Genomic DNA, 15,410 nt, shown 5'->3' with positions numbered 1-15,410 from the left:
TGAAAGGTTACTCTTCCGGCACCTCGCCAGCCTTCGCGGCCTTGACCACCTTGGCCTGGGCCTTCGCATCCAGCGCCTTCACCTTGACGTAGCTGCCGTTGAAATACGCGCGTGCGCCGTGGTAGTAGCCGGTATTGGCCCCGTTGATCTCCAGCCTTTTGTCGGTCAGCACAAAGCTCAGATTCGTTTCGTCGGTCTTGTCCTTCTCGCGCCCTTTGTCGCTGAACCAGCCGATGGTGGAATTCCACACCGCAATGCCCGCCAGCCCGCCCACATGCGAGGTGGGCCCGCGCACGCACTGAATGACAAAGTGCAGATGCCCCTCCCGCTCCACGATCTCGATGCTTCCACCATAGCTGTCCGTCCACAGCCCCGTCAGCGTCTCGTCCTTCCATTCGTGGGTCAGTCCCTTCAGCCAGGTGGTGCGCTCCTCCTCCAGTCCTGCCGCCGCTTCCAGATACTCCGGCGCATCCAGCGCCAGCTCGCCCTGCCCATCCGCACCGGTGTACATCGGCGAGCGCGCCAGGTAGTCGCGATACTCCACCCACGCCCGCTGGTCCTCCTTCAGCTTGTTAAAGTCCCCCTCCGGCAGCTTCTGCTTGGCCACCGCCCACGCCTCGTTCAACGCACGGTCGGCTTTTTCAAACGCAGCCTTCGCCTCCGCGCGGCTCATCGGCTTGTCCTGCGCCTGCACGCTGCCTTGGGAAAAGGCCACGAGCACAAGGACGAGGGAGAGAAATGAAATCACGTTTCGCATGTGGCACCAGATTAGCTGCACGCGTGCGCATGTCCATGGTTTGCCACAGGTTGTTTCCATTTCCTGATCATCAGGATGCGGGTGCTTTTGAATGTGTGTTCACGCCTTGCCAAAGAATGTTTTACCTCTAGCCTCCGCGCTTTCCGCCCCCGCGTCTCCGTCACCTCTTCTCCATGAATCTCTACGATCAGTTCACCCAATGGATCGGCAGTCTGAATGCGCAGACGGTGGCGGACTGGCTGCGCCATCTGGAATGGAACCGTGTCGTCCCGGAGATCACCGGAAAGTTCATCGGCTTCCTCCTCGGCTTCTTCGCCAGCTGGTTCCTCCTCTTCCGCCGTCATCTGAAGGCGCTGGACCGCCTCCGCCGTGGCGACTCCGATGACGTGCTCTTCCAGGCCCACTTCCTCGTCCCCGTGCCCGGCTCGGACAAATACACGCTCCTCTTCCGCAATCTCATGCCCAGCACCACGGTGAATGATCTCTACGACAATCCCGCCGCGCGCAAAATCGTCCGCGAACTCGCCGACATCACCACCCTGCGCAAGCCCGTGCTCCGCACCGAAGGCGTCCTCGGCTTTGAAGTCCTCAATGACGCCTTCAACCACATCGCCGGCCACCTCGCCATCACGCCCTTCCCGCGCGAGACCTGGCTCTTTGCCATGACCTGCGAGGACCGCCAGGTCGTCCGCCGCAAATGCGTCCGCTGCTTCCTCGTCCGCCCCGCGGAGCTGGAGCGCTTCGCCAGCTGGCGCTGGTGCCGCGACAATGTCGTCTGCGAGCAGCCCTGGCACTGGTACCGCATCGTCGCCCTGCATCAGCTCGCCACCGTCTGGCAGGAGGAGGAAAAGGCCGCGCAAAATCCCTCCCCCAAAACCCAGGGCATGCCGCTCGTGGACAAACACGCCACGCACCGCCGCATCCGCCCGCTTTCCGCCGGCATCTTCGCCAACGAAAAACCCGTCGGCACCACCACCGAGATCAACTGGCCCGCGCAGGAATGGGAGCTCAAAAAGCTCGGCCTCGATCTCAATTCCGCCCAGCCCTGAACCACCACAGCGCCAGGATCAGGGCCACCAGCCCCAGTCCGCCGCCCCAGTACAAACGAGACCTGTCACGCACAGGCTCGGGCTCGGGCACAGGCTCCGCTCCGATTCTCACCGTCTGCGGCAGAAGATCGGCGATCTGGCTCAGCTCCGGCAGTTGCTGGCCAGGCATCGCCTGCGCCTTCACCATCGCTTTCCAGTCCGTCGCCATCACCAGATCCACGCCGGGATTCTGCTCCTTCACCTGGCATGAGCAGGAGCCGATGAGAAACTGTGCGGCACGGTCCACCGTCTCCACCTTGATTCCTTTGCCCACCAGTGCATAGAGCACGCGCCCCTGACCGAAAATGGGAAACGCGATCGGCTCCTTCAGGCTGCGCAGGTCCGGCTCGCTCGCCAGCAGCATCGCGATGAAGGCGCTCTCGGCCGGTTCATCGCGTTTCAGCCGCAGTGTCGAAAAGGCCAGTCGCAGCCCTTCATCAGGGATCGAGACCAGTCCGTTCTTCACGTCCTGCTGGTCCAGCTTCGGCAGCTCCATCACGTTGCTCAGGTATTCCAGGCGCTCGTCCAGAAAGCGTGCGGCCTCGGCATCCTTCGCCGCATCGCCGCTCTCCAGCAGCACCCACACCGCGCTTTCTCCATTGCCCAGCCGCTCCGCGATCTGCTGGCGCGCCGGTGAATCCACCAGCAGCTTCGCATTGGCCTCCGAGTACTCCGCCGACCAGATCACCTCATCGTTCCGCATCATCAGCGGCTGCCGCAGCTCGATCCGCCGCTCAGTTCCCACCGTGACCTTGAAGTTCCCCTCCAGCGTCACCCCATGCGGCAGCGTGACCCGGTACGGATCCGCCGCCCAATGCTCCAGTGCATATCGAAACACTGGCACGGAGCAGGCCAGCGCGGCGGTCGCGGAAAAAAGAAGGATAAGAGCAAGACGGCGCAGCATGGGCACCCGCACAATACGCGGGACTTTGGATGAATTCGCATCCCACCCGCGTTTTAGTGCGATCATGCGTCCGCTTCTCTTTCTCCTCGCTCTCCTTTCCACCGCCCGCGCCGACTGGCCGACCTACCTTCACGATGCCTCCCGTGTCGGCGCCACCACCGAAGATCTCTCGCTGCCGCTGCACTCCGCCTGGACCTTTGAATCCCCCACCCCTCCGCAGATGGCCTGGGCGGGCGAGGACGGTCGCGTCTTTGAAAATCACGTCACGCTGAACCGCATCCGCTTTGATGAGGTGTTTCACGTCGCCATCAGCGGCGGGAAGATCTTCTTTGGCTCCTCCGTCGATGGCCGCGTGATCTGCCGTGACCTCGCCACCGGCCGGGACGAGTGGTCCTTCTTCACCAATGGCCCCGTGCGTTTGGCACCCGCCATCGCAGACGGAAAAGTCTATGTCGGCTCCGATGACGGCCATGCCTACTGCCTGGACGCGAAATCTGGGAAGGTGGTGTGGAAGCTCCGCGCCGGCCCGCATGACGAGCGCATCCTGGCCCGCGGCCGCATGATCTCGCGCTGGCCCGTGCGCACCGGTTTGCTCATCGATGACGGCATCGCCTACTTCGGCGCTGGCGTGTTTCCGCATGAAAAAGTCTTCCTCTACGCCGTCGAGGCGGCCACCGGAAAGATCATCTGGAAGAATGACGCAATCAGCGAGAAGGACGCCGGCCGCAACGACCTCTCGCCGCAGGGCTACCTCCTCGCCACGAAGGACATCCTCTTCGTCCCCTCCGGCAGATCACTCGCAGTCTCCATCGATCGCAAAACCGGCGAGCTCATCGTCAAACCTGAACCCGGCTGGCGCAGCGATGCCGGCGGCCCCATCGGCGGCACCCAGGCATTCCTCGCCGATGATCAAATCTACGCCGTGGGCGAGCACCACATCCTGGCGCTCGATCAGGAGAAGCAGAAAGCCGGCTACGCCTGGTTCGCAGGCACCCAGATGACCCTGGCCGGAGACATGGGCTACATGGCCAACGGTTCCAAAATCATCGCTGTGGACCGCTCGAAGCATGCCGAGGGCACGCGCATCCGCCACGGCCACGAGGCAGCCATCGCCAAGATCGGGGCCGCATTGAAAAAGGATCCCGCAGTCGCCGCGGCCAAAAAACTGCAGGCCGCCGAAAGCGCCGCCCGCAAGGCCAAGGACGACCCCAAGGCCTTTGCCAAGGCCCAGGCCGAGCTCGCCGCCATCGCCGAAAAATACGAGCCTCTTCGCATCGCCTACAAGGCCAAGCAGGATGAGATCGCGAAGCACAAGGCCGAGCTTGCCACCCTCACCGATGCCGGCGTGAAGTGGACGCTTGAGACACCGCATCAGTCCGCATTGATCATCGCTGGAAAAACCGTCATCGCAGGCGGCAAGGGCGAAGTGATCGCCATCGATGCCGAAACCGGCAAACAGGTCTGGAAGTCCGCCGTGGAGGGCGAGGCGCGCGGCCTCGCTGCTTCAGACGGACATCTCGTCGTCAGCACCACCACCGGCCGCGTTTACGTCTTCGGTCAAAAGCCAGCCGAAGTGCTCGCTGAGAAAAAGCCGAATGAATTTCCCTCCGACAAAGCCCACGCTGAAGCTGCGGAGGCCATCCTGAAACAAACCGGCGTCACCAAAGGCTTCTGCATCGTCCTCGGGAATGACCAGGGCCGCCTCGCCTATGAACTCGCCAAGCGCTCCGACCTCGTGATTTTCGGTGTGGATGCCGATGAAAAGAAGGTCGCCGCCACGCGCCAGGCGCTGCTGCCCACCGGACTCTACGGCCCGCGCATCACCGTGGACCATCTCGACCTCGCGGTGATGCCGTTTTCAAACTACTGCGCCAACCTGATCGTCAGCGACAGCCTGGAGCCTGTCGGCATTCCTGCCGATGTCGCCATGCATCTGAAGCCCGTTGGCGGCAAGTTCTGCTTCAAGGCCACACCGAAGACCACCGCCTGGCTGGCTGAAACAAAACTGACGGATGAAAAAGCCAGCCTCACAACCGCCGGCGGCTGGAGCGTGCTTACTCGCGCCACCCTGCCCGGCGCCAGCTCCTGGTCTCACCAGTATGGCAATGCGGCGAACACTTCCAGCACTGACGACCACCGCATCAAAGGCGGCCTCAGCGTGCTCTGGTATGGCGACCCAGGCCCGGGCAAGGTCGTCAACCGTCACGATGGAGCGGTGGGGCCCGTCTCGGTGAACGGCCGCCTCTTTGTGCAGGGGGAGGACAGCGTGATGGCCTATGACGCCTACAACGGCCAGTTCCTCTGGGAGACCATGAACCCCGGCGCCATGCGCATCGGCGTTTACAATGCCCGCGAACCCGGCAACATGGCCGCGACCGATGACTACCTCTTCATGCTCATCGAGGACGAGTGCATCCAGTTTGATGCCGCCACCGGCAAGATCGTGCGCACATTGAAAATCCCCGGTGCGGGCAGCAAGAAAGACCTGCAGTGGGGCTACATCGCCGTTCAAGATGGCCTTCTCTACGGCACCGAAACCGAGCGCGTGGAGAAGGCCTCGGAGGTCGCACGCCGTGGCAAAACCGGCTCCATCTCCACCGACCGCATCTTTGCCTACGATGTGAAAACCGGCGCGCTGAAATGGACGCATCAGGGCAAGCACATCTCCCACGTCAGCATCGCCCTCGGAGACGGCCGCCTCTTCTTCATCGATGCCTCGCTCACCCCCGAGCAGCGCGCACTCATGCTCGCGCAGGACAAGACCGACCTCGCCAAGCTCACCGGCAAGGAGCGTGAACTCGCCGAGGATCGTCAGAAGAATCACGACCTGCGCATGGCCGTGGCGCTGAATGCCGCCACCGGCGAGCAGCAGTGGGCCAAGCCCGTGGATGTCACCGACTGCAGCGAGATCGGCATCGGCGGCGGCGCACTGACGCTCATGTATCACAACGGCCACCTCGTGCTCGGCGGCGCCAATGCCAACGGCCACTACTGGGAGCAGTTCCTCAGCGGTGAGTTCAAACGCCGCCGCCTCGTCGTGCTGGATGCCAACAAGGGCGACAAGCTCTGGGCCAAGGACGCCAACTACCGCCACCGCCCCGTTGTCGTGGACAATGAAATCATCGCCGAACCTTGGAGCTACGATCTCTACACCGGCACGCAAAAAACGCGCAAGCATCCCCTCACTGGCGAAGAGTCCGCCTGGATGTTTGCCCGCCCCGGCCACCACTGCGGCGCCATCTCTGCCACGCCAAACATGATGTTCTTCCGCTCCAAGTTCACCGCCTTCTATGATCGCGATACGGACAGCGGCACCGAGCATTTCGCCGGCCATCGCCTCGGCTGCTGGATCAACACCATCCCCGCCAACGGCCTTGTCATGATTCCCGAGGCCAGCGCCGGTTGCGTCTGCCTCTTCTCCATCGCCAGTACGGTCGTGTTTGAGCCTCGCGAGGACCGCATGAACTGGGGCGTGTACAGCGCTGAAGGTCCCTCCCTGCCCGTGCAGCACATGGCCTTGAATCTGGGAGCCCCCGGCGACCGCCGCGATGCCCACGGCAAGCTCTGGCTCGGCTACCCTCGCCCTGCCAGCCGTGCGGGCATCGACCTGCCGCTCGATTTCAAACCTCAATACACCAGCAAAAGCGGCGGAGCTTTTGCCTTCAGCTCTGAGAGCCACTCCATCTCAGGCCATGACACGCCCTGGATCTTCACCAGCGGTCTGCGTGGAATCACCAAGCTCGAAATCCCCGTCCTCGCCAAAGGCCAGCCGCCCGCCACCTACACCGTGAAGCTCATGTTTGCCGCCATGGCGGAGGACCAGCCCGGCCAGCGCGTCTTCGACATCAAGCTCGGCGGCAAAACCGTGCTCAAGGCCTTCGACCCCGCCACGCGCAAAGGCGCCATCGTGGAGCAGTTTGAAAACATCCCCGCCACTGACAATCTCGTGGTGGAGCTCATTCCCGCCTCCCCCGACTGCGCCCCCATCCTCAACGGCATCGAAATCCTGCGGACCAATGCCAAGGAAATCACCGCGGGCGTCGCTCAGAGGTAATACCGCATTGCAGTTCTGTCTTCCGCTTGCCTTCCACGTGAAACCTCCCGTGCCATGAAATACCTTGCCCTGCTCGCACTCATCTCCTCCGCCGCCGCCACGGAAACTCGCGACGCCGTTTTCAAAAAGAGCATCGAGGAGATGTTCCCTCACCTCGTCGAGATCCGGCGCGACATCCACATGCACCCGGAGCTTCCCAATGAAGAGGTCCGCACGTCAAAGCTCGTGGCTGACCGCCTCAAGGAACTCGGCTTCACCGACATCAAAACCGGTGTGGCCAAGCACGGAGTCGTCGCCCTGCTCAAAGGCATGCAGGACGGCCCCTGCGTGGCCGTGCGCGCGGACATGGACGCCCTTCCCATCAAGGAACTGCGCAGCACGCCCTACCGCTCGCAGAATCCCGGCGTCATGCACGCCTGCGGTCACGATGTCCACGTCACCTGCGCGCTCGGTGTGGCGGAGCTTCTCTCCAAGCACCGCGATCAGATAAAAGGCAGCGTGAAGTTTCTCTTCCAGCCTGCGGAGGAGGCCATGCCCGCCACCTTCAAAGGCGACTGGGGCGCCAAGCTCATGGTCGCTGAAGGAGCGATGGAAAACCCAAAACCTGCCGCCGTCTTTGGCCTGCACACCACCGCCCTCGTGCAGCCCGCCAGCACCACCGATGATCAGGCGCATTACCTCAAGGCCGGGCAGATCGGCTACACCCCGCTCATTGATAATGCGAACAGCGACCGCTTCCACATCACCATTCACGGCAAGATGGCTCACGGCTCCTCGCCGCACAAAGGCGTGGACGCCATCGCCATCTCTGCCGAGGCCATCATGGCCCTGCAGATGATCAAGAGCCGCCAGACCAACACGCGCCAGCCCCTCGTCATCAGCATCGGCACCATCAGCGGCGGCGACCGCGAAAACATCGTCGCGGAAAAAGTCGAGCTCGGCGGCACCGTCCGCACCTACGATGCCGCCTTCCGTGACGGCATCATCAAGCAGATGGAACGCATCCTCAAAGGCATCACCGAAGCCCACGGCGCCACCTATGAAATGGAGTACCGCAAAACCTACCCCAGCATTCACAACGATCAGAAGCTCGTCGATGCCACCCTGCCCGTCTTTAAACGCATCGTCGGCGAGAAGAACGTCATCCAGCTCATTCCCGGCATGGGCGGCGAAGACTTCAGCTTCTTCGCCCAGGTCGTCCCTGGCTTCTACTTCCGCCTCGGCGTCGCCAACGAGGAAAAAGGTTTCACCTACGGCGGCCACACCCCCATGTACGACTGCGACGAAGAAAGCATCAAAACCGGCGTCGCCGTCATGGCCGCCGCCGTCTGCGATTTTCTCGACGCCTCAGCAAAGTAAGACGCTCCAAGAAAAGTACTCGTGCGCTTTAGCTCACTCTGGAATGCCCAGCGTCCACTTTTCCCAAACATCGCCCAAAGCGCCTGACGCCTTCTCATACCACGATCTGTTGAAAACGAGTCGATTCTCTTCGCCCAAACTTTCACCAGCCCCAAAGGGGCGACGGATTCAGCCCAGGGCGCCGCGAGGAACGAGCAAGCCCTGGGTCTCTCACGCGAAATCCGGTTAAGCAAACCCATCATCCCTCAAAACCACGACGGGTTCCAGCAGCGTCTGCAACGCGTCCCGCCGCGCTCCTCTTCCGCCATCACCCATCTCTTTCATCTCACCATTCGCCGCCTCGCCAAAACCTCAGCACCGGCGCTCAATAAAGCACCTCCCGCCAGGCTCATTTTCAACTGCGCCTGGCGTCAGTCAATTTTCAGTTTTCACCTTTCAGTTCCCAATTTTCAGTCCTCCGCTTTTCTGCCGCGCTTCGCTCTCAGCACCTCCTCAATCTCCCCCAGCGGCAGGCTGTTCACCACATCCTGCCGCGTCAGCCATCCCTTCCGTGCCGCCTTGATCCCATAGATCACCGCCTGCAGCCCGTGCGTGCTGTGTGCATCCGGATTGATGCTGCACTTCACCCCCTTCTCCTTCGCCAGCCGCCACCAGCGCCAGTCCATGTCCAGACGCCACGCGCTCGCATTCAGCTCGATGATCGTCCCAGTCTCCGCCGCCGCATCGATCACCGCCGCGATGTTCACATTGTAAGCCGGGCGCTGCAGCAGCAGCCGCCCCGTCACGTGCCCCAGCATCGTCACATGCGGATTTTCAATCGCACGGATGATCCTCTTCGTCATCTCCGCCTCCGGCAGGTTGAAGACGTTGTGCACCGAAGCCACCACGTAGTCGAGCTGCGCCATCACCTCATCGCTGAAGTCCAGGCTGCCATCCTTCAAAATGTCCACCTCGCTGCCCGCAAAGATACGGAAGCCCTCTTCCCTCATCTCTTCGTTCAGCGCCTTGATGCAGCATCCGCCATCTCGCGCAGCGTCGCACCACCATCGCTCGCCGTCGTATGGTTATGAAAAACACCCCGCAGATTCTCCAGCTGAATCAGCCGCGGCAGCCCGCCATGCTCCGCCGCATCGATCTCCCCTTTGTTCTCGCGCAGCTCAGGGTCGATGAAATCGAGATCCAGCGCCCGATACAGCTCCGCCTCATCATGGACCGGCGGGATGACCGGCGCATCATCCCGTTCCGCAGTAAAGCCATACTCATTGAGCGACCACCCGCGCGCCAGCGCCCGCTGCCGTATCGCCACATTGTGCTCCTTGCTCCCCGTGAAATAGGCCAGCGCAAACGGGAACTCTTTGGATGAAACGGCGCGCAGATCGCACTGCAAACCGTGCGTCACATGCACGCTCGCCTTCGTCGGTCCTTTGGCAATCACATCCACCACCAGCGGCAGTTTCACAAAAGCTTCGATCACCTCCTCCGGCTTTCGCGTGGACACCAGAAAGTCCAGATCATGCACCGTCTCCTTGCCGCGCCGGAAGCTGCCGCAAACCTCCGCATGCGAGACATTGGGGTGCTGTCGCAGCGCCTCCAGAATCTCCTGCACCAGCGGGTGCGCCTGGTCCTGGCGAAACTCCGAAGCATGCTGCTCACGGAAGGCGATGCTCTCCAGAATCTTCTCCACCGTCTTGCCGCCAAAACCCGCCAGCTTCGCCGCCTCTCCGCTCTCGCACGCTCGCTTGAGATCCGCGATGGAGGACACGCCCAGCTCCGCATGCAGCGCCGCCACCTTCTTCGGCCCGAGGCCCTGCAGGTTGAAAAGCTCAAACAGCGTGTCCGGAAACTCCGCCTTCAGCTTCTCATAAAACTCCAGCCGCCCAGTGGTCGCCATCTCATGCAGCTTGTCCCGCAGCGCCTCGCCCAGGCCCTTGATGCCCGCCAGCTTGTTCTCCGCCGCCATCTGCATGATGTCCCCGCTGTAGCTTTCCACGATCTCCGCGCCCGTCCGGTACGCACGCACCTTGAAGGTGTTTTCCCCCTTCAGCTCAAGCAGGAGGGCGATGCGTTCAAAGAGGGTGGCGGCGTCTTCACGGGTCATGCCCGCATCATGGCGTGCCTTGCAGCGAGGTGAAGCGCGAAAATCATCTCCGCTCCTGATTCCGTGCCGGCCCTTAAATCCACCCGTGCAGACGATAGGCCCACCATCCGATCACCTCATGCATCCACGCCTCAAAGCTGGCCAGATCCGCGGCATTGGGCACATGCAGCCACTTCACCTTCTGGTTTCTCATCATCGTGCTGATGTAATTGCACGGCACCGGCACCACGGACACCCCCGCTTTTTCAAAGACCGCCTTCGTCCGCGTCATGTGAAAGGCGGACGTCACCACAGCAACGCGCTTCCAGCCGTTTTTGGCCGCCATCGCGGACACTTTGACCGCCTCGTCATGCGTGTCCAGGCAGTGGCCCAGGCTTTCCACCGGCACGGGCGAAAGCCCCCACGACTCCACCCAGCGCTTCGCGCCGTCCGCTTCGGCCTCGCTGCTCGTCGCCGTTTCAAAGCTCCCTCCGCCGATGACCATCACCCTGCCCTTGTGCTGTCTCGCCAGCAGCAGCCCGGTAAAAAGCCGGTCCGCTCCTCCTTTCAGGTGAATGCCTGCCGGCTCACGCCATGAGGGGTCCATGCCTCCACCCAGCACCACGATCGCGTCGCACTCCGGCAGCTTTTCCACCTCCACCGGCGGCCACCGGGATTCCAGGCATCCCATCAAGGCGTCCGACAAAGGAGAAGCCGCGGTGAGCGTCAGCAGCAGCCACGCAGCCGCGGGCAGCGCCGCCGCCCGCCATTGCCGCCGCCGGAGCATGAGCCCCAGCATGGCTGAAAGCAGCAGCCAGAGAACCCCCACGGGCTCCATGAAATCGGCCAGGGCTCTGAGAAAGGAGTTCATGCGCGGCGTTGCAGGCGGGAGCTGAGGGCGGCAAAAAGAAATGTGCTGGCGATCAGCAGGGTGCTCAGGGCGTTGATCATCGGCAGGCTTCGGCTGGTCTTCATCATGCTGGCCACCCGCAGTGGCAGCGTGGTTGTTCCCGGCCCGGATACAAAGAACGTGATCACGTAATCATCAATCGAAAGCGTGAAGGCCAGCAGCCCGCCCGCCAGAACCCCGGGCAGCAGCAGTGGCAGCAGCACCTTCTTCACCGCCTGCCCCCGTGTTGCCCCCAGGTCACGCGCGGCGTCCAGCAGCGTGAAGTCAAAGTCCTGCAGCCGTCCCAGCACCACCATTGTCACAAAGCTCAGGCAAAACGTCACATGCGCGATCCAGATCGTCAGCAGTCCCGTCTCCACCCCCGTCAGTACAAACAGCGCCAGCAGCGACATCCCCATCAAAATGTCCGGCATCACCAGCGGCAGCGTGATCAGCATGTGATGCACGTTCTGCAGCCACGACCGGAACCGGTGCAGCGAATACGCCGCCAGCGTGCCCAGCACCATCGCCGCCAGCGAGGCTGACACCGCGATCTTGAGGGTGATCCACAGTGACGCCCACACCTCTCCCGCCGCCCACAGCTTCTCATACCAGTTCCACGTAAACCCTTCCCACTCGCCGCCAAACCGCGATGCATTGAAGGAGTTCACCACCAGCACCACCAGCGGCGCGAACAAAAACAGAATCACCCCCGCCGTGATGAACGCGGGCACGCGCGAGCGCTTCATGCCGCCTCCTCCTTTCGTCCAAACCGCTGCCACAGCGCCACCATCAGCATCGGCGCCAGCACTGCGAGCATCAGCCCTGCCGCCAGCGCGCTGGCATGCGGCAGGTTCCGGTCTGAAAACACCCGCTGCGCGATCTTGCTCCCCAGCATTTCATCCGAGGCGCCGCCGACCATCTGCGGAATGACATACTGCCCCAGGCAGCACACAAACACCATCACCCCCGCGGAAATGAGCCCCCGCCGCACCCCGGGCACAAACACCTTTGAAAACGCAGCCCACGGCCCCGCCCCGAGATCCCGCGCCGCGTCCAGCAGGCCAAAGTCAAACTTCTCCGCCGCCGCATACAGCGGCAGAATGGCAAACGGAAGCTGCGTGTACACCAGCACCAGCAGCACCGTACCCGCGTGGTTCAGCAGCATGGCATTTTCTGGCACCACATGCAGCGCCACCAGCATCTTCGTCAGCGGCCCCTCCGGATGCAGCAGCGATTTCCACGCAAAGATGCGGATCAAAAAGTTCGACAAAAACGGGATGATCACCAGCAGCAGCAGCGCCTGCCGCAGGCGCGGCCCCACCCGCGCCATCTGAAACGCCATCGGCAGCGCCAGCGCCAGGCACGCCGCCGTCGTCAGTCCGCTGAGCCAGAAGGTGCGCCACAAAATGGGCGGGTACACCGGATCCCGCAGCTCCTCCAGCGTCGCCAGCGTCCATCCCGGTCCCACCCCGCCCTGCAGATCCGCCGGACGAAACGCGGTGACAAACACCAGCACCGCCGGCACCACAAAAAACACCATCAGCCATGCCAGGGACGGCAGCGTCACCAGCCATTGCTTGGAAGGCTCCCCCCCGCTCTTCATGCCGCCCCCTCCAGCCGCACCACCCGGCCCTCGTCAGGGTGAAAACTCATCCACACCTCCGCGCCGGGCGCGGGGTCAATCTCTCCGCCGCTGAAGCGGCTGCGCTGCACCTGCGCCAGCACCGAATGCTCCCCCGCGCGAATCCGGTACCGTGTGTGCGAACCGAAATACGCCATGTCCTCCACCACCCCCGGAAAGGCGTTCACCCGCTCCCCGCTCGGCGGCCGCTTCAGCGTCAGGCTGATCTTCTCCGGCCTCACCATCAGCGTCACCTTCTGGTTCGACGCCACCGCCCCGTTGCTCAGCACCAGCGGACTTCCCAGCCCGTCGATCATCACCCGCACATACCCCTCATGCTGCAGCTCCACCGCCACTCCCGTGAAAAAATTCGCATCGCCAATGAAGGTCGCCACAAAGCTGCTCCGCGGCGTCTCATACAGGTGCTCCGGCGAGTCCACCTGCTCCACCTTCCCCGCGTTCATCACCGCTATCCGGTCGCTCAGGCTCATCGCCTCCCCCTGGTCATGCGTCACGTAGATAAACGTCGTCCCCACCTGCTCATGGATCGTGTTCAGCTCCATCAGCATGTGCTGCCGCAGCTTCAGGTCCAGCGCCGCCAGGGGCTCGTCCAGCAGCAGCACCTGCGGCCGGTTCACCAGCGCCCGGGCGATCGCCACCCGCTGCCGCTGCCCGCCGCTGAGCTGCGCCGGCTTCTTCCGCGCATGCTCGCTCAGCCTCACCAGCTCCAGCATCCGGTCCACCCCGCTGCGTATCTCCTCCCGCGGCCTCCGGCTCATCCGCAGCCCAAAGGCCACGTTCTCCCACACGCTCAGGTGCGGAAACAGCGCGTAGTTTTGAAACACCGTGTTCACCGGCCGCAGCTCAGGCGGCAGCGCCGTGATGTCCTGCCCCCCCACCAGGATCCGCCCCCCGTCCGGCCGCTCAAATCCCGCGATCATCCGCAGCAGCGTCGTCTTCCCGCACCCGCTCGGCCCCAGCAGCGAAAACGCCTCCCCCTTCCCCACCGTCAACGACACATCATCCACGGCGCGCTGGGCGCCGAAGGACTTGGAAACGTGGTCAATGACGAGAAAATCGTCCATTCAGGATGGTTGAAGGGGTACTGTAGCCTGCAAACAATGGATGTGGCAAGAAGCTTGCGGGATTCAATGGAACGGGCCAGCTTTACCGAATGTCCTCCCGTTTTGAAATCCTGCGTCCTCTTGAAGAGGACACCGCCAGCAAGCTCCTCCTCGTACGCGACAACAAGCGCGGCGACGAACTCCGCCTGCGCCGCTTCAAAACCACCAAGCAGGAGGAAATCGACGGCCTCCAGGAACTCTTCCGCCAGCTCGCCCCCCTGCAAAATCCCCACCTCGACCGCCTCATCGACTTCGGCGCGGACAAGGACGGCTTCTACACCATCGTCGCCGGCTCCCTGCCCGGCGAGACCCTCAGCGCCATCCTGGAGCGCGGCCCCCTCACGGAGAAGGAGTTTGAAGCCGTCGCCTCCCAGCTCCTGGAGGCCCTCTCCGCCCTCCACGAGGAGGCCATCGTCCACGGCAGCCTCCGCCCGGACTACGTCCGCATTTCCGGCAGCTCCGCCGAGGAGTGGAAAGTCACCCTGCACGGCTTTGGCCAGGGTTTTGCCGGACGCAATGACAGCAAGGAGGAGCAGATCCGCGCCTACCGCTGCACCGCCCCTGAGCAATGGCAGGATGGCACCACCCGCCGCCGCACAGACGTTTACGCCCTCGGCTGCATCCTCTACGAAGCCCTCACCGCCAGGCCGCCGTTTGACGGCCGCGTGTTAAAAGAGCTGCGCCTCAAGCACCTCGGCCACGATCTCGCCCCGCTGCAAAAACTCGCCCCCCACGTCCCCGGCTGGATGAGCGCCTGGGTCATGCACCTCATGGCCGTCGATCCCGAGCAGCGTCCGCGCAAGGCCGCGGCCGCCCGTGAATTGTTTCAGCGTCGCGAAGCCCCCGATCTCCCGCCGCGCTCCGAGCCCGCCCCCCAGGCTCCCACCTCCACCCCGCCCGCTCCCTTCCTCCAGCAGCCGCTCTCCGCCCCGGTCGTGCTGCCCACGCCTCAGCACGGCGCGCGAAACGCCACCTCCAGCACCATCCCCATCGCCGCCGGCCCTCATGTGGCCGCCAATAAACCGAAGCGCCCCACCGCGGCCCCCGCCCCAGCCGCAGCGGCAGTTCCCGCTCAGCGCAAGCCCCCCACACCCCCTCTGCGCAAGACCCCGGGCGCTGGTGCCAAAAACCACAAGCCCATCATCATCGCGGCCGCGGCTGTCATTCTCATCATCGTCGTGTTCATCCTTCCCCGCTGCGGTTCGAAGCCCGCACCCCCGAAAACGAATCCCCAGTCCCAAAAAGGAAAGCCCGCACCAAAGCCGCGCTGACCGAAGTCTGACACCGCATCCGGCGCCGCATTGCAGTACCGGCTTTCGGGCCCTCCGTAGCTCGTGGAGCGAAGGAGGAAGCCGGAATCCGGAATCCGGATCTGGAAACGGTTTGTAGCTCCGATCGGGTAGGAGGCGGGGTTGCCCCCGCCGTCCTCCCACACCACCGGACGTGCGGTTCCGCATCCGGCGGTTGAGATGAAGAGTTTATGTTCATGGTCGGACCTGACGTTGCCAACGTTGGATGGTTTCGAGCAGGAACA

Annotated in this window: 12 protein-coding genes; 4 read left to right on the top strand and 8 right to left on the bottom strand. The window is 63.2% G+C overall.

The genetic code is table 11. The features are described from left to right. Positions 1-7: 7 nt before the first annotated feature. The gene (locus ACILSQ_RS30385; protein WP_395747468.1) at positions 8-748 is read right to left on the bottom strand and encodes a lysozyme inhibitor LprI family protein; all 741 of its coding nucleotides are present in this window, start codon (positions 746-748) and stop codon (positions 8-10) included. 182 nt (positions 749-930) lie between these two features. On the opposite strand from ACILSQ_RS30385, the gene ACILSQ_RS30380 reads away from it, so the two are divergent. After that, positions 931-1,806 (top strand): hypothetical protein, encoded by an 876-nt coding sequence (locus ACILSQ_RS30380; protein WP_395747467.1) that lies wholly within the window; start codon positions 931-933, stop codon positions 1,804-1,806. Here the strand turns inward: ACILSQ_RS30380 and ACILSQ_RS30375 are convergent. After that, positions 1,787-2,815, bottom strand: coding sequence for a hypothetical protein (locus tag ACILSQ_RS30375; protein WP_395747466.1), 1,029 nt, complete (start codon positions 2,813-2,815; stop codon positions 1,787-1,789). The two genes, ACILSQ_RS30380 and ACILSQ_RS30375, sit on opposite strands and share 20 nt — an antisense overlap. Here ACILSQ_RS30375 and ACILSQ_RS30370 point away from each other — a divergent pair. Beyond that, positions 2,814-6,803: a PQQ-binding-like beta-propeller repeat protein gene (locus ACILSQ_RS30370; protein WP_395747465.1), complete on the top strand. Its 3,990-nt coding sequence runs from the start codon at positions 2,814-2,816 to the stop codon at positions 6,801-6,803. The two genes, ACILSQ_RS30375 and ACILSQ_RS30370, sit on opposite strands and share 2 nt — an antisense overlap. A gap of 54 nt (positions 6,804-6,857) precedes the next feature. After that, on the top strand, positions 6,858-8,162 hold the full coding sequence (locus ACILSQ_RS30365; RefSeq protein WP_395747464.1) for a M20 family metallopeptidase: 1,305 nt from the start codon (positions 6,858-6,860) through the stop codon (positions 8,160-8,162). 449 nt (positions 8,163-8,611) lie between these two features. Here the strand turns inward: ACILSQ_RS30365 and ACILSQ_RS30360 are convergent, their stop codons facing one another. The 6 genes from ACILSQ_RS30360 to ACILSQ_RS30335 form a co-directional block, all read right to left on the bottom strand. Beyond that, the gene (locus tag ACILSQ_RS30360; protein ID WP_395747463.1) at positions 8,612-9,151 is read right to left on the bottom strand and encodes a PHP domain-containing protein; all 540 of its coding nucleotides are present in this window, start codon (positions 9,149-9,151) and stop codon (positions 8,612-8,614) included. Positions 9,152-9,159: 8 nt separating this feature from the next. Further along, on the bottom strand, positions 9,160-10,260 hold the full coding sequence (locus ACILSQ_RS30355) for a helix-hairpin-helix domain-containing protein (protein WP_395747462.1): 1,101 nt from the start codon (positions 10,258-10,260) through the stop codon (positions 9,160-9,162). Positions 10,261-10,333: 73 nt separating this feature from the next. After that, on the bottom strand, positions 10,334-11,110 hold the full coding sequence (locus tag ACILSQ_RS30350; RefSeq protein ID WP_395747461.1) for a YdcF family protein: 777 nt from the start codon (positions 11,108-11,110) through the stop codon (positions 10,334-10,336). Next, positions 11,107-11,877: an ABC transporter permease gene (locus ACILSQ_RS30345; RefSeq protein WP_395747460.1), complete on the bottom strand. Its 771-nt coding sequence runs from the start codon at positions 11,875-11,877 to the stop codon at positions 11,107-11,109. The genes ACILSQ_RS30350 and ACILSQ_RS30345 overlap by 4 nt, the downstream gene beginning before the upstream one ends. Continuing rightward, the gene (locus ACILSQ_RS30340; protein WP_395747459.1) at positions 11,874-12,698 is read right to left on the bottom strand and encodes an ABC transporter permease; all 825 of its coding nucleotides are present in this window, start codon (positions 12,696-12,698) and stop codon (positions 11,874-11,876) included. The genes ACILSQ_RS30345 and ACILSQ_RS30340 overlap by 4 nt, the downstream gene beginning before the upstream one ends. A gap of 32 nt (positions 12,699-12,730) precedes the next feature. Further along, positions 12,731-13,837 carry an ABC transporter ATP-binding protein gene (locus tag ACILSQ_RS30335; protein WP_395747458.1) on the bottom strand — a complete coding sequence of 369 codons (1,107 nt, stop codon included), beginning with the start codon at positions 13,835-13,837 and terminating at the stop codon, positions 12,731-12,733. Positions 13,838-13,926: 89 nt separating this feature from the next. Here ACILSQ_RS30335 and ACILSQ_RS30330 point away from each other — a divergent pair, with 89 nt between their 5' ends. After that, positions 13,927-15,147, top strand: a complete 1,221-nt coding sequence (locus ACILSQ_RS30330) for a serine/threonine protein kinase (protein ID WP_395747457.1) — start codon at positions 13,927-13,929, stop codon at positions 15,145-15,147. The last annotated feature ends 263 nt before the right edge of the window (positions 15,148-15,410 follow it).

It is taken from the genome of Prosthecobacter sp., assembly GCF_044227185.1.
Lineage (GTDB): Bacteria > Verrucomicrobiota > Verrucomicrobiia > Verrucomicrobiales > Verrucomicrobiaceae > Prosthecobacter.
Note: the sequence above shows the minus strand (reverse complement) of the source record. Positions and strands in the feature narration are given on the sequence as shown.